This is a genomic window from Aurantibacter sp. UH7 (genome assembly GCF_056839165.1).
Genome location: NZ_CM166388.1, coordinates 2,318,515 through 2,332,963, shown reverse-complemented (window position 1 = coordinate 2,332,963; position 14,449 = coordinate 2,318,515). Strand labels below are relative to the sequence as shown.

The following is a 14,449-nucleotide window of genomic DNA, read 5'->3' as shown; positions in this document are numbered from 1 at the left end:
GGACATCATTCTGCATTCAAATGTATTTCCTCTTTGAGTTGAGAGATTCGTTTGGCAACCATCGTCGAATAATAGGAAGCATATCGTGTTTTTAGTTGCCCATATTTCTCAAGATACTTTTCGTAATACTCTAATTTCACTTTGGGATCTTTAGTTGTACGATCCACCAATGTGCAAACATTATGAAACAAAGTAGGATCACTAGGATTTTCTTTATGCGCCCGATTGTAAAAATCAAGAGCTGTTTTATAATCCTCACGTTCCCGCGCCATACTACCCAGTCTGGCATAACCCTCTGCAAAAACCGGTTTTTGAATATTCATGGCTTCTTTAATATATATCTCAGCACTATCTACAACCTTGTCTTTCCGGTAGGCTTCAGCTAGTTTAAAATAAGTATCAGAATTACCATCGTCTATTTCTAGCATTTTTCTGTAATTAGCTCTTGCTTTTTCAAACTCCCAATTTTTATAATAGCAATAGGCCAATTTATCATAAACGTATTCTTTTGTTTCACCTAACTCCAAAACCTTTTCAAAAAGGGGCATTGCCTTGTCATAAGCATTATCATTAAAAAGTGTAAGTGCTTTTAAATTGATAAACGAAACATCTTCTGGATAAAAACTCAAACCCTTATCTATATACGCTAAAGCCTGATTCTTTTCATTTTTAACCATAAAATATTTCGCAAGTTTAAACAAACTACGCAAGTGAGTACTATCATATTCCACAGCTTTTTTATAGGCAATTAAACTACTTGCAGGCTGATCTAGCTCGCTATAAACCTCACCCAAATAATATTGATATTCAGGATTGTCTTGTGCTTGTTTTACTAGTTTAGAAAAGAGTTTTCGGGCATCGTCCAATGCTTTCGTTTTAAACAATAATTTTCCCAATTCAAAACTTGCAATTTGTAAATCTGGGTTCTCGGTTACTACACTTTGGTACTGTACAATGGCTTTCTCATAATTACCAATTACATTGTAGGCTCTAGCAATTTGCAATGACGAATTTAGAGTACCATCTTCAGCATAATAATTAATTGCCTTGGCATAATTACCTGTCCCATACAGACTATCTGCAATTGCTGAATTCGATTGCGTTTGCGAATTCACTTTTACAAAAAGCAAAATGAATATGACTAATAACCTTTTTCTCAATCTTTCTTTTTCAATGTAATAACTATTGCTCCATTTTTAGCTTCTTCTCCATAAACAGCCTTAGCCGACTCCCCTTTTAATACATTCATTGAGGCTATGTCGTTGGGTAAAATTAATTCTATTTCTTCCTTAGTCTTTTTTACACCATCCACATAGTACAGAGGATCAACACCAGTATTAAAATTAAGTGTTGGCCCATTCGAAGTCTTAACAATTTTATTTTCACCAAGAACAAACGAAAGAGGAATTGAAAAAGGCACATTTACTACTTTGCCATCTTGTTTACCGGGTATCATTTTGGGTAATAAGCTAATAATTCGAGCAGCTTCGTCTTCTAACAATTTATCGGGCCCACGTAATTTTACATTTTGTATAGACCCATCAGTACTAATTGTAAACATAATACTTACCCTACCTTGAACTCCTTTTTTCTGTGCTTCTTCGGGGTATCTGAAGTTATTACCAATGTGCTTTTGCATCATTTTTTGAAAGCATTCTCTTATATCTGTTTCATTTTCGCAACCTGGAAAAACTGGAACTTCTTCAACGACTGCAAATGGAACCAAAACAGAGTCTTGCTGGATTACTCGATTCTTAACTTTTTTAGCTTCTAAACCCTTTTTTAATGCAATTATTTGTTCATCTAGATTCACTATAATAGGATTGCTCTCATCGGCGCTTTTTAATAATCGGTTACGTTCGGCTACTAATTTATTATAACGCTCCATTTGAGATAATTTACTTTCATTCGCTTTGAAAGTAATTTCTCCTCTTTCACCAGAAATCCCTTCAACACCATCAGGGTATAACTCATAAATCATTTGAGCTAATTGTCCTTTATCTTGCTGCGTTAGTGAATCCTTAGATTCTATCTCTTTCTTTAATTCATTTATTCTATCAGATAAAGCATCGGAGATAATCGTCATGGTAGCATTAATCTTCTTACCATTGTACAAATCTAAATATGATCCATTTTTAGCTTTTTTATACTCTATTGATGAATTTCCATCTTTTAGCACAAACTCCCAATATTCCCCCGTAAGAGATAACTGCTCCAGTTTATCAAATAATTTCTGATCTTGATCTGATGACAGATTATTAATATCATTCACTACCATCACCTGATTTGTTAATGACGTATTTTCGCCCACACAAGATGTATAAAAAAGCATTCCTAAAATTATTGGCACTAATAACAAATACTTTAATTGCCAAATGTTCTTCGATTTTGATTTTTGTAACATGACGATTCGTTTTTTGATTAATGATGATTTAAAAAATTGATTGATGAAAGAAATATGTTGCGTTTGAAAAACCTGAGACAGCAAAAATTCGTACTGCTCTTTTTTATTATGTTTCGCAACTTTTGCATCGGCGATGAACTCGTGTAATTCAGAAATTCTACTTTGATATACATAAACTAACGGGTTGAACCATGCCGCAATTCGCATGAATTCAAAAAACAACAAATCCCAAGAATGCTTTTGCTCTATATGTACCATTTCGTGTTCTAAAATGGATTTATGATCTCTTGCTATTACTTTGTCACCCAAGAAAATGGACTTGAAAAACGAGAATGCTAGTTCACTATTTTCCACCACAATTCTTGTGAATTTTGGAAAAATTTGAACGCTTCCGACTTTACGTAATTTCTGTATTTGAATCAGTTTAATTGCAAAATAAACCGCGGCCAAAATCATACCGCCAAATAACACTCCTGCTTCCCAAGAAATAGTAAAACTCTGTGTTTCACTTGCAGCAACTGCGGTCACAGCATTATTTGCATTCCATAAATACTCAGGATATGCATAATATGCTTCCGGAACTGTAGTTTTTAAAGCCTCGATTTTTACCCATGGCAAAACCATAGATATAACGTAAGTACCAATTAAATACACACGATTCCACTGAAAAAAAGTTTCTTTTTTTAGAAAAAAATCATAAATAATTAAAAACACCAATTGAAAGGCTATACACTCTACTAAATACTGTATCATCAGAACAAGTTTTAATTATCTTTTTTGTTATTATCCTCTGAAGCCTCAGCTTTTTTAATTTCAGTTAAAACCGATTCTAATTCTGAAAGACTCATATCGTTCTTTTTCATAAAAAATGAAACCATACTTTTAAAAGAACCTTGAAAATAGCCATCAACTAATTTATTAATGCTCTGATTGCTATAATCTGACTTCTTAATCAAAGGAAAATACAGGTAGCCACGACCTTCTTTCTCATGGCCTACAAAGCCTTTATCTTCCAGAATGCGCACAATAGTCGACACTGTATTGTACGCCGGTTTTGGAACAGGCAACTCTTCTATAATGCTAGCAACATTACACTTTTCTAATTTCCAAAGTTGCTGCATTACCTCTTCTTCTGCTTTCGTTAGCTGTTTCATATTTAAAAATTTCTTTTGTCTATTTTGAATACCCTCGAAAACTATTTGAGATTACATTTTTCAAACAAGCTTTCTATTGCACTCAAGGGGGACTAATTATTCAATTAACTAATGTTTTAGTTCAATCTTTAGAACAAATATAACTAAATATTTAGTTTAAACTAATGTTTTAGTTAAAATTTCAACACAGACCCCGTAAAATCATGATTGTAACAAATCATAACTATCTTCGTCAAATAGAAAAATATTGAAATGGATATTGCTTTATTAATAGTAGGTTTTATTTTAATGCTCGTTGGCATTATAGGTAGTTTTCTACCCATTTTACCAGGACCACCAGTAAGTTGGGTTGGTTTACTCTTACTACACTTAACCGATGCAGTACCAGATGATTGGTTGTTTTTAAGCATTACAGGAGTAATAGCCCTTATCATTTTTGCATTAGATTATGTAATTCCCGCGATCGGCACCAAAAAATTTGGCGGCACAAGAGCTGGAATGATTGGTACAACTATCGGATTGATTGTAGGTCTTATAGCACCTATTCCCGGCGGAATAATAATAGGACCTTTTGTTGGAGCCTTTATTGGTGAGCTATCCGCAAAGGCAGATAACAAAACAGCATTAAAGGCTGCATTTGGTTCATTTTTGGGCTTCTTAACTGGTGCTTTTATGAAATTTGTAGTCTCGATTATATTTATAGGCCTATTTATTGGAAAGGCTTGGGATTACAAAGATGCCTTGTTTGCATTTTAACCCCAAACAACTTTATCTTCTATAGCTCCTCTGGTTGCCTCAGGAATGTCACCGTGATAATAACCCATATAAAAGAACCCTAAACATTTTTCGCCTGGCGCTAATTCGAAGAATTCATCCATGTATTTTACAAGCCCCGGTGAACTCCAATAACTACCTATTCCTAATTCCGTAGCACACAACCACATGTTCTGCACTGCCATTGCAGTTGCTGCAATTTCTTCCCATTCTGGCACACTTTCGTTTGGGTCTCGCTGCATACAAATAGCAATTACAGCACCAGCGCTTTTAGGATTCTCAATGAGTTTTTTAATCTTCATTTCTTTTGGTTTGCTTTCCGTTTCCATATACTTTAAAGACAGAAACAAACCTAATTTCTCTTGAGATTCCCCTTGTAAAACCTTAAAACGCCAAGGTTCTGTTTTTCTATGACTGGGTGCCCAATTTGCAGCCTCTAATATTCTTTCTATATCAGCCTTTGCTATTTCTTTATCTATATACTGTGCCGGAAAAACCGAACGTCTCTTTTTAATTAATTCTAATATCATAATCCAAAAATTTGCAACTATAAAGTTAGCACATTCCTTTCGCTATATTTCTGAGGAATCAATACTTTTATGAAATATTTAGGTTCTAAAATAACATCCATGAAACTTATTGGCCCTTTTAAACAACTTTTACCAATGACTGGTTTACCCTTGAATGGGCCAATCTTAGACGAGCAATTAATTATTTTAGAGGAGGTGGGAATTTTAATTGACAATGACATAATTGTAACTATTGGCAACTTTGAAGAATTAAAAACACATCACTCCACTGCTGAGATTCATATATTAAAAGGGGACCATACTTGCTTACCCGGTTTTATAGACTCTAATACACAACTTTGTTTCGGCGGTTCTGGCATTAATAAAAATGAAGGGGAAATTATTACCGAAACAAGAAACACTAGCAAAGAAGCCTTGGCAAAAAAGACTGCCAAACTAGCTAACAGACATTTAAAAAACGGAACAACAACAATAGAAGTCAAAAGCGGTTACGGACTATCGGTAGGGGAAGAACTAAAAATATTACAAGCCATAAAAGATGCACAATTACAAACCACAGTAGATTTAATTGCTACCTGTAATATTGCGCACAGTCTACCTAAAGATTATAATGATGATATAGCAACTTACTTAGCAACATTAAGTACAGAACTTTTTCCTATTTTAAAAGATGATAATTTAACTAATCGCATTTCGGGAACTTTAAAGGATTCAGGATTTTCCAAAGAACAACTTCTGCCTTATTTTAAGAAAGCTGAAGAAATAGGATTTGAACTTAGTATTTCTGATAATGTAATTTCAAAAAGTGGTGACAATACTACTATTTTACATACTGATGACACCCTTATTACGGCGTTGCCAGGAACTTCAATCGGTTTAGGAAAAGAGTTCGCTCCGGCCAGAAAAATATTAGATAATGGGAATTCTTTAGCAATAGCTAGTAATCATAATCCGATTACAGCACCTATGGGTGACCTTTTAACTCAGGCTTCAATTTTAGGTGCTTTTGAAAACCTAACGAATGCCGAAGTTATCGCAGGAATCACTGTAAGAGCAGCTGCGGCCCTAAATCTTACTAATTGCGGCAAACTAGCCGCAGGTAATTTGGCCGATTTTGTTTTATTCCACACTAGTGATTATAAAGAAATTCTTTATAACCAAGGATCCTTTAAACCCTGTGTGGTTTATAAAAAAGGTGAAGTCGTTTTTGACAAACACAATTAATCAACCTAGAATTTACTCTTCTACAAATTTTTCTGCATACCTTTTACCTAATGTACGTATACTTTGTGCGCTAAAATGAACTTCATCTCCTTTATGCTTTAAATCGGCTGTAGAAACAACTTTTACATGCGGATCCAATTTAGAATATTTAGCGATTTCAATATTTATACTATTCCAACCAATAGGATTTTTTGAATATGAACCCAACTCACCTATTACTATTGGTAAATTAATATCTCCTGCCTCACTGCGAAATTTAGCAAAGAGTATACTCAGATTGTTACTGTAATTTTTGATGTTTTCTTCTGAGTTAGTATCGCTTTCACCTTGATGCCATAAAATTCCCTTTACTAGGCCATACTTTTTACCTAACCGCATTTTCTCTTGGAAGTTCGAAAAAAGCTGAACACCTCTATGCTCTTCATTTTCTATCCACTGCGATATCGAACTACCACCTACAGCGGTTGGCACTACTAACACTGATATTGAATCCGGTATATTTTTTATCATTGTTCTTCCAAAAGACATTCCAACATCTAGTCCAGTCATCGTTGGCTCATAAAAATGCAATGGTTCTTTCGCATATATTACTTGACCTTCTTTATTTATGGTCAATATTCTATTAGAAGAAATGGTATCTTTTGCTTCAACAAATCCCCTACCCGCCATATTTGACTGACCCGCCAAAAGAAAAACCCAAATATTTTCTTGGCTAGGAATTTGCTTGACCTGTGTTTGAGATTTAGGAAAATTCTTAGTACGATTGTCTTTCTTGTGACTTCCACAAGAAAGAACTAATCCAAGAAAAAACAGCAGTATATATTTATTCATATTCAATTTTGAACCTAAACTACAATTTTACTATTACATAATTATATGTCAATTCCATTTCATAGTCAGATTACCCTGTATTTTATACATTAATTTAAGCATTTAAAACACCAATAATCACAATTATATATCACTTCAACTACTAACCTTTCATTTCACCAAGAATACTTTTTAGAATAACACACAATAGATTGAAAATTAATACTAAAATCATCGCGTTTTAACCTTATAATTAATTTTCATAATTATTGATTGCACTGAACACCATTATTTATAAAAAATAATACAATTAGCAGCAAATGTTTGTTGTTTACTATGCGCAATATATCGACAACGATATGATATAAAGGGGATTATATTCATTACTTTTGCGCAACTTATCTACATAACTATTTTTTTGATACCTAGAAAGCAAACGTCAAGGTCGAAAAAAAATGTTAAGAAAAGTTACCGTTCATCGGATGTTTTAACAACTTAGCGATGAAAATTCAAGGAACACCAAATAGTTTATATTTTGCTCATAAGTTATATGAAGTTTGTTTTTGACCTAACCAATTTCACTTGATTATTAAGCCAAATAACACTTAGAAATGAAAATTCCTGATTACAAAAAAAGAGCGGCTTTGGCTGCTGAAAACTGGAAACGTCTGCAAGCTCAAAAAAAAATAGATTCGAAAGAATTTAGTGACCCTCTAAAGGTTGAAGACCAAAGTCGCGAACCCACTTTTGAAGAACTTATTGATAACTTTGTTATCCCAAGAACAAGTGTCAAAGGTATACGTATCGTGAAAGACAAAAAAGAACTTCGAGATATTGCCTAAATAATTCATTAGAACATATACGGCTTTTAAAAGACCATAGGTTTTGGTGAGATTTAACATGTCTCATGCTCAAATAATAGCGTTATTTTATCAAGCAAAAAAAGCCTTCCAACACGGAAAGCCTTTCATTGGCCCATACCAATCTTTTGGTAAGGGTTACAACACAACACCACAAAGATAGCAAAGCTTTTTAAATATTTGACTCCTTAATGAAGTTTAAGGGTATTTAACTCCTATTTCTAATTTTAAAATCAAGAACATTTAATTAAAGGCGAATGGACATTTAATTAGAAATCAAAAAATCTGTACCTTTCTTCTAGCAATTGAATTAAGTAAGGATGAAATCAATAAAAAAGGCCAGCTCAAGAAGAAACTTCATTAAAAAAGCAACATTAGGTTCAACAGTATTAACTGCCGCCCCTGCAATTTTCGCATCAACATATGAGCAAAAATTAGTTCTTAATAAAGTATATAACGATGATTCATATTCTCCAAACGATAAAATAAATTTAGCACTTATTGGTACCGGTATTCAAGGTATTTATGACACTCAAAGTGCGTTAAAAATAGCTGGAGTACAACTAGTAGCTGCTTGTGATTTGTACTTAGGCAGATTAGACCGTGCCAAAGAACTTTGGGGTGAAGATATATTTGTAACCCGAGACTATAGACAAATTTTAGAACGTGAAGATATCGATGCTGTAATAATAGCTACACCAGACCATTGGCATAAAAAAATTACCATAGATGCCCTTAACGCTGGTAAACATGTTTACTGCGAAAAACCAATGGTTCAAAAATGGGAAGATGGCCAAGCAATAATTTCAGCACAAAAATCTTCTGGTAAAATTTGCCAAATTGGTAGTCAAGGTATGTCATCTTTAGGAAATGAAAAAGCAAAAGAATTATATGAAGATGGGGCTATAGGAGATATTGTAATGCTTGACTTTTATAATGATCGTTATTCTGCAGAAGGAGCTTGGCAATACCCAATCCCTCCAGATGCAAATAAAAACACTGTTGATTTTGATACTTTTCTGGGTACAGCACCCGAAACACCGTTCGAACTTAAGCGTTTTTTTAGATGGCGTAATTATCAAGATTATGGTACTGGAGTTGCCGGTGATCTTTTTGTTCATGCATTTTCAACCTTAAACTATGTAATAAGTTCTCATGGCCCAAACAGAGCACAGGCAACGGGTGGCCTCCGATTTTGGAATGATGGACGTGATGTGCCTGATGTAAGCATAACGCTTTACGATTACCCAAAAACAGATACCCATGCTGCTTTTAATGCTGCTTTCAGAATCAATTTTATCGCAGGTAGTGGCGGTGGGGGTGGATTTAAATTAATAGGCACTGAAGGTGAAATGGAAATTGGACAGAACTCAGTTAAGTTGAAAAGGTCGAAATTAAATTTAGTGCCACAAGGCTACTCATTGATATCCTTTACTGAAGAAACTCAGAAAAAGATAAAAGCAGATTATGATTTGCAAAATTTAGAAAGTAGAAGTTCACAACTAAATACTGGCGAAACAACATGGCAGGCTCCTAAAAATTACAAAGGCGGTCATTACGATCACTTTTATAATTTCTTCCAGTCCATAAGAGGAAAAGGAAAAATTGTTCAAGACCCCACATTCGGATTAAGAGCAGCTGGTGCTGCCTTATTAGCCAATGAAAGTTATTATGGAAAAAAGGCAGTTCACTGGGATCCTAAACATATGAAAATGCTTTAATTACTTAATTATGAGAAAACTAATATTTTTATACTGTGCATGTTTTATGATAAACTCCTTGAATGCCCAAGAAAATAAGCCACTAAACATAATAGTTTTTGGAGCGCACCCCGATGACTGCGATATTGATGCTGGAGGTACAGCAATTCTATTTTCCAAACTCGGCCATAATGTAAAATTCGTTGCTTTAACCAATGGAGATGCCGGACATTTTGAAAAAGGCGGTGGTGAACTCGCTAAAATTAGAATCGCAGAAGCGCAAGAAGCTGGTAAAAGATTTGGAGTTACATATACCGTTTTAGATAATCACGATGGTGAATTAATGCCCACATTAGAAAATAGATTAAAGGTAATTCGTGAAATTAGAAATTGGAAAGCAGATGTAGTCATTGCTCCAAGAACTAATGATTACCACCCCGACCACAGATATACAGGTGTTCTACTACAAGATGCTGCTTTTATGGTAATTGTACCCAATATAGCACCAGACACCCCTGCACTTAAAAAGAACCCCGTATTTTTATATTCCGAAGATAGATTCCAAAAACCTAGTCCATTTGAACCAGACATTGCAGTAATAATTGATGAAGTCTTCGACCAAAAAGTTTATGCAATGGCTGCTCATGAGTCGCAATTTTTCGAATGGCTTCCTTGGCTATCAGGTAATTTAGACGATGTGCCAAAAGACGAAAAGGGCCGATTAGAAATGTTAGCCAATTGGCGACCTTCTAACACAAATGAGCTTGCCAAAAAACTACTTCATAAATGGTATGGAATAGAGGCAATAAATGCAAAACACATAGAAACATTTGAGATTTGCGAATACGGTAAACAACCAACGGAAGAAGAAATAAAAGAACTATTTCCGATGTTTAAAAAACAAAAATAACCGCTATTTGAAATCCTAAACTGTCATTGAAAACAACCTAGTTTCAGGTTGTTTTTGATGTAAAAGCACATCAAAAGCCATACATATATTTCGAATGAAGGGCTGCCCTTTTTCATTCACCTTAATTCCATTCTCCGACAATTCTAACAACCCATCTGCCTCAAACTCAACGAGCCTTTCTTTAATTGCCTCTATCGCTGATAATTGCAATCCGGAATCCGCCCAATTAGTTTCGAATTGACACATTAGATTTAAAATATGTCGGCGTATTGTTTGGTCTTCTTCAGTTAATATATGGCCTCTATAAATTGGAATAATATTATTCTCTACCAAATGCTGATATTCTTCAAGATTCTTTACATTTTGGGCAAAACTGTACCAGCTATCACTTATACTCGAAGCTCCTAACCCAACCATAACTTGTGTTTTAGAAGCTGTGTAACCCATAAAATTACGATGTAATTCTCCTGAATGCATTGAAGAATATAGTCCATCCTCTTTCAGCGCAAAATGATCCATCCCAATTTCATAATAACCCACCTCTGCTAAAAGTTTTTTTCCAGTTTCATATTGTCTTCTTTTTTCATTTCCACCTGGTAAATCAGCTTCATTATAACCCCTTTGACCATTACCTTTCAGCCAAGGCACATGTGCATAACTGTAAAATGCCAAACGGTCTGGCATTAACTCTTTAGTTTTTAAAATAGTTGTTTTAACATGTTCTAAATTCTGATGTGGAAGACCAAAGATAATATCGTGCCCAACAGATGTATAGCCAATGTCGCGTGCCAATTCAGTAACAAGTTTTACGTTTTCAAAAGACTGAATTCTATGAATAGCTTTTTGAATTGTTGGATTATAATCTTGAACGCCGTAGCTAACACGTCTAAAACCTACATCGTATAAAGCCTGCAAATGTTCTCGTGTAGTATTGTTCGGATGCCCTTCAAAACTAAATTCATAATCTTTAGCCTTGTCAGCTGTTTTAAAAATTCCTTTTATAAGAAATTTTAGATTTTCAGCGGAAAAAAATGTTGGTGTACCACCACCTAAGTGTAATTCTTTTATAATTGGTTTTTGCCCAAATAGCTCGCAATAAAGGGCCCACTCTTTTAATACCGTATTAATATAAGGCTGCTCAACATCATGCCTTTTTGTTATACGCTTATGGCATCCGCAAAAAGTACACATACTTTCACAAAATGGGAGATGAATATAAAGACTTATACCCTCTGTTGCATTACTCTCAATAAAACTATGCTTTAAAGTAGTTTTCCATTTATTTCCAGAGAAAGTCTCCTTATTCCAATATGGGACGGTCGGATAACTAGTATAACGAGGACCTGGGATATTATACTTCTGAACTAAGGTACACATAGCATGCAATTAAATTGATTGCAAATTTAAGTGCATCACAGAGCACAAAATATGATAAAAATCAGTTACGAATTACACACTAGTCTTTCGGCAGGTTAGAAGGTTTCAATTCATTACCATCGCCATCAATAATACTAGTTTCAAAATCGCTATCATTTACCCAATCGGCCTTTTGTTTATTTCCACTAATGAAATCATCATAAAAACCCCTACCTCTTCCTTTAATAAATGGTGCACTTTCATACAAGTGACCATAACCCGTCATTCGTAAATCACCTTGTGCCAAAAGTTTTGCTTCCATTTCAGTTTCTAACGATTGCTTTAATTCAGTATAATTAGAATCATTAGCTAAATTATTAATACAAAAAGGGTCATTCGAAATATCATATAATTCTTCTGCCATTCTTTTACCAAAATTCATTTTCCAAAACTCTTTTTCACCAGCTCTACGTAAATTCAGAATTTCTGTTTTAACAGGACTTCCATCTGTATTCAAATATCCGGTCTCAGGGTTTCCTTTTGGCCATCTGTCTATTTCATAGTTTTTTACATAAAGCATGTTGTTTTTATGAATACCTCGGATGGGGTAACCCTCATCATTTGGTCTCCCAGTATCGTGCCGTTCTTTACCTACTAACACAAAATCGCGCGCTGGTTCTATTTGACCAGATTTCTCTGAAGTAATAATACTCATTAGACTTTTTCCTGCAGTAGGATGCATTCCGGAAGATTGCCAATTGACACCAGCAGCATCTAAAAAAGTAGGGGCTAAATCTACAAAACTAACATAATCGTCTACCGCCCTGCCTTTGGTTTTCATCTTATCCTTCCATAACATGGCCATTGGCACATGATTGGAATTTTCGTATTGATCGCCTTTAACTCTTGGAAAAGGCATACCATGATCTGAAGTAGCAATAATTAGTGTGTTCTCTAACAGACCCTTATCAGCCAAAGTCTTCATTATTTTTTGAATATGCTTGTCAAAATCTTCAATTTCATAAGCATAATCAAGCAAATCGTTACGAGTAACCTCATTATCTGGCCAATATGGAGGAAAGTTGGTAATCATATCTTCCGTTTTTCCTCCCAATTTTTTACCTGAACCATATTCATATGCTCGGTGGGGTTCTATACTACCCACCCAAAAACTCCAAGGTTTTCCTTTAGGAGCTTTCTCCAAAAAATCCTTAAAATTAGCACTATAATCATTTGGAGAAATATATTTTGTTGCTGGTTTTAACGTCTTTTCATTATATGCTGGCCCAACTACCTGACGCTGTGTGCCATCTTCTCGCAATGTAATTGCTGGCCCATAGCCTTTCTGCGTATGTCCTGTTGTATAACCATTCTCCAACAGCACTTCTTGATAGGTTTTAAATTTTGGAGGGAAGTAGATCACATGATTTGATGCAGCATCTAACTGCCATGAATTTCTACCAGTTATTAAAGCTGCTCTAGAAGGTGCACATTTTGCATTTGGCGTATAAGCTCTGTTGAACAAAACTCCTTGGCTTGCTATAGCATCAAAACCTGGAGTTTTAACATAAGTACTACCATATATACTCATATCTAAACCAGCATCGTCAAAAATAATCATCAAAATATTAGGCTTTTCTTGAGCCATTGAAATACTACTCGATAATAATACTATCCAAAGAAAAAATCTGTTATTCATATCATATATTCATTGCCTTCCTAATTTATTCAAAAAAATAGGACAATTGTCAAGAAAAATTAGAAATTTTAAAATGAAACTAATAATTAAGCCTTTCAAATTGTCTTCAATATCTTATTTTTACATTTCATAAAAAACCACAGATGACTTTACTTTTAATGGCCGCAGGTAGCGGTAGCCGATATGGAAAACTAAAACAATTCGATGATCTTGGTCCTAATGGTGAATTCTTAATGGAATTCGGTATTTATGATGCAATTAAAAATGGTTTCGAACAAATTGTTGTAATTACAAAAAAAGACCATGTTGCATTTGTAGAAGAGCATTTAAGTTCTCGATTACCAGACAACATTGAACTTAATGTACTTGCCCAAGAAGTAACAGATTTACCACACGGATGTGTTTTTGATGGTGAAAGACCTAAGCCATGGGGTACTGCTCATGCTGTTTGGACGGCTAGAAATGTCATTGACGGACCTTTCGTAGTACTAAACGCTGATGACTTTTACGGACAACCTGCATATGAAAATGCAGCTAATTTCATGAGAGAACATTATGAAGATAATGCCTATGCACTTGTTGGTTACACCTTAAAGGATACTCTTTCAGAACATGGTTCTGTTTCTAGAGGAGTTTGCAAAGTTGAAGGTGATAATTTAATTTCTGTAGACGAACGCCTAAAGTTAATACCCAAAGATGGTGCAGTTTATGATGAGGATTCTGGAAATACGTATACCGGAGAAGAGCATGTAAGTATGAATTTTTGGGTTTGTAAACCATCGATATTTGAAAAAATAGAAAGTGATTTTAGAACTTTTCTTGACGATGACAAACTCGCTAAAACTAGTGAACTTTATATTCCGAAAACGATTCAAGAAATGCTACAGGCAGGTGAAATAGAAGTGAAAGTTGTTCCTTCTGGTGGAGAATGGTTTGGTGTAACATACGCTTCTGACCGAGAAGTAGCAGTTAAAAGCCTTCAAAGCAAAACTGATGCTGGCAAATATATTGCTCCTCTTTGGCCGTAA

General features: G+C 34.7%; 13 protein-coding genes. 6 read left to right on the top strand and 7 right to left on the bottom strand.

Going from position 1 to position 14,449, the window contains the following annotated elements:
- Positions 1-5 precede the first annotated feature (5 nt).
- Genes UH7x_RS09880 through UH7x_RS09870 form a run of 3 tightly spaced genes read right to left on the bottom strand, consistent with a single transcriptional unit; the run spans position 6 to position 3,558 of the window.
- Positions 6-1,160, bottom strand: coding sequence for a tetratricopeptide repeat protein (locus UH7x_RS09880; RefSeq protein WP_482359773.1), 1,155 nt, complete (start codon positions 1,158-1,160; stop codon positions 6-8).
- Complete coding sequence (locus UH7x_RS09875; RefSeq protein ID WP_482363561.1) at positions 1,157-3,157, bottom strand: TonB family protein; 2,001 nt, start codon at positions 3,155-3,157, stop codon at positions 1,157-1,159. The genes UH7x_RS09880 and UH7x_RS09875 overlap by 4 nt, the downstream gene beginning before the upstream one ends.
- An 11-nt stretch (positions 3,158-3,168) precedes the next feature.
- Positions 3,169-3,558, bottom strand: a complete 390-nt coding sequence (locus tag UH7x_RS09870; RefSeq protein ID WP_482363560.1) for a BlaI/MecI/CopY family transcriptional regulator — start codon at positions 3,556-3,558, stop codon at positions 3,169-3,171.
- Positions 3,559-3,810: 252 nt separating this feature from the next.
- Between UH7x_RS09870 and UH7x_RS09865 the strand changes: the two genes are divergently transcribed.
- Complete coding sequence (locus tag UH7x_RS09865) at positions 3,811-4,314, top strand: DUF456 domain-containing protein (protein WP_482363559.1); 504 nt, start codon at positions 3,811-3,813, stop codon at positions 4,312-4,314.
- On the opposite strand, the gene UH7x_RS09860 is transcribed toward UH7x_RS09865, so the two are convergent.
- On the bottom strand, positions 4,311-4,862 hold the full coding sequence (locus UH7x_RS09860; RefSeq protein ID WP_482363558.1) for a nitroreductase family protein: 552 nt from the start codon (positions 4,860-4,862) through the stop codon (positions 4,311-4,313). The genes UH7x_RS09865 and UH7x_RS09860 overlap by 4 nt on opposite strands.
- A 99-nt stretch (positions 4,863-4,961) precedes the next feature.
- Between UH7x_RS09860 and UH7x_RS09855 the strand changes: the two genes are divergently transcribed.
- Positions 4,962-6,086, top strand: coding sequence for an amidohydrolase family protein (locus UH7x_RS09855; protein ID WP_482363557.1), 1,125 nt, complete (start codon positions 4,962-4,964; stop codon positions 6,084-6,086).
- A 12-nt stretch (positions 6,087-6,098) separates the two neighbouring features.
- On the opposite strand, the gene UH7x_RS09850 is transcribed toward UH7x_RS09855, so the two are convergent.
- Entirely contained in the window at positions 6,099-6,917 is an 819-nt protein-coding gene (locus tag UH7x_RS09850; protein WP_482363556.1) for a sialate O-acetylesterase, read from the bottom strand.
- Between the two features lie 590 nt (positions 6,918-7,507).
- Here UH7x_RS09850 and UH7x_RS09845 point away from each other — a divergent pair.
- From UH7x_RS09845 to UH7x_RS09835, 3 genes are all read left to right on the top strand, one after another.
- Positions 7,508-7,738 (top strand): hypothetical protein, encoded by a 231-nt coding sequence (locus UH7x_RS09845; protein WP_482363555.1) that lies wholly within the window; start codon positions 7,508-7,510, stop codon positions 7,736-7,738.
- Between the two features lie 338 nt (positions 7,739-8,076).
- Entirely contained in the window at positions 8,077-9,477 is a 1,401-nt protein-coding gene (locus tag UH7x_RS09840; protein WP_482363554.1) for a Gfo/Idh/MocA family protein, read from the top strand.
- A gap of 10 nt (positions 9,478-9,487) precedes the next feature.
- Complete coding sequence (locus tag UH7x_RS09835; RefSeq protein ID WP_482363553.1) at positions 9,488-10,366, top strand: PIG-L deacetylase family protein; 879 nt, start codon at positions 9,488-9,490, stop codon at positions 10,364-10,366.
- Between the two features lie 15 nt (positions 10,367-10,381).
- Here the strand turns inward: UH7x_RS09835 and hemN are convergent, their stop codons facing one another.
- Both hemN and UH7x_RS09825 read right to left on the bottom strand, forming a co-directional pair.
- Positions 10,382-11,743 (bottom strand): oxygen-independent coproporphyrinogen III oxidase, encoded by a 1,362-nt coding sequence (gene hemN, locus UH7x_RS09830; protein ID WP_482363552.1) that lies wholly within the window; start codon positions 11,741-11,743, stop codon positions 10,382-10,384.
- Positions 11,744-11,822: 79 nt separating this feature from the next.
- Positions 11,823-13,421, bottom strand: a complete 1,599-nt coding sequence (locus UH7x_RS09825) for a sulfatase family protein (protein ID WP_482363551.1) — start codon at positions 13,419-13,421, stop codon at positions 11,823-11,825.
- 143 nt (positions 13,422-13,564) lie between these two features.
- On the opposite strand from UH7x_RS09825, the gene UH7x_RS09820 reads away from it, so the two are divergent.
- Positions 13,565-14,449, top strand: a complete 885-nt coding sequence (locus UH7x_RS09820; protein WP_482363550.1) for a nucleotidyltransferase family protein — start codon at positions 13,565-13,567, stop codon at positions 14,447-14,449.

Coding starts and splice junctions, on each gene's coding strand:
- UH7x_RS09875 (WP_482363561.1), bottom strand. CDS start 3,157: ATGATACAGTATTTAGTAGAGTGTATAGCCTTTCAATTGGTGTTTTTA.
- UH7x_RS09870 (WP_482363560.1), bottom strand. CDS start 3,558: ATGAAACAGCTAACGAAAGCAGAAGAAGAGGTAATGCAGCAACTTTGG.
- UH7x_RS09865 (WP_482363559.1), top strand. CDS start 3,811: ATGGATATTGCTTTATTAATAGTAGGTTTTATTTTAATGCTCGTTGGC.
- UH7x_RS09860 (WP_482363558.1), bottom strand. CDS start 4,862: ATGATATTAGAATTAATTAAAAAGAGACGTTCGGTTTTTCCGGCACAG.
- UH7x_RS09855 (WP_482363557.1), top strand. CDS start 4,962: ATGAAACTTATTGGCCCTTTTAAACAACTTTTACCAATGACTGGTTTA.
- UH7x_RS09850 (WP_482363556.1), bottom strand. CDS start 6,917: ATGAATAAATATATACTGCTGTTTTTTCTTGGATTAGTTCTTTCTTGT.
- UH7x_RS09845 (WP_482363555.1), top strand. CDS start 7,508: ATGAAAATTCCTGATTACAAAAAAAGAGCGGCTTTGGCTGCTGAAAAC.
- UH7x_RS09840 (WP_482363554.1), top strand. CDS start 8,077: ATGAAATCAATAAAAAAGGCCAGCTCAAGAAGAAACTTCATTAAAAAA.
- UH7x_RS09835 (WP_482363553.1), top strand. CDS start 9,488: ATGAGAAAACTAATATTTTTATACTGTGCATGTTTTATGATAAACTCC.
- hemN (WP_482363552.1), bottom strand. CDS start 11,743: ATGTGTACCTTAGTTCAGAAGTATAATATCCCAGGTCCTCGTTATACT.
- UH7x_RS09825 (WP_482363551.1), bottom strand. CDS start 13,421: ATGAATAACAGATTTTTTCTTTGGATAGTATTATTATCGAGTAGTATT.
- UH7x_RS09820 (WP_482363550.1), top strand. CDS start 13,565: ATGACTTTACTTTTAATGGCCGCAGGTAGCGGTAGCCGATATGGAAAA.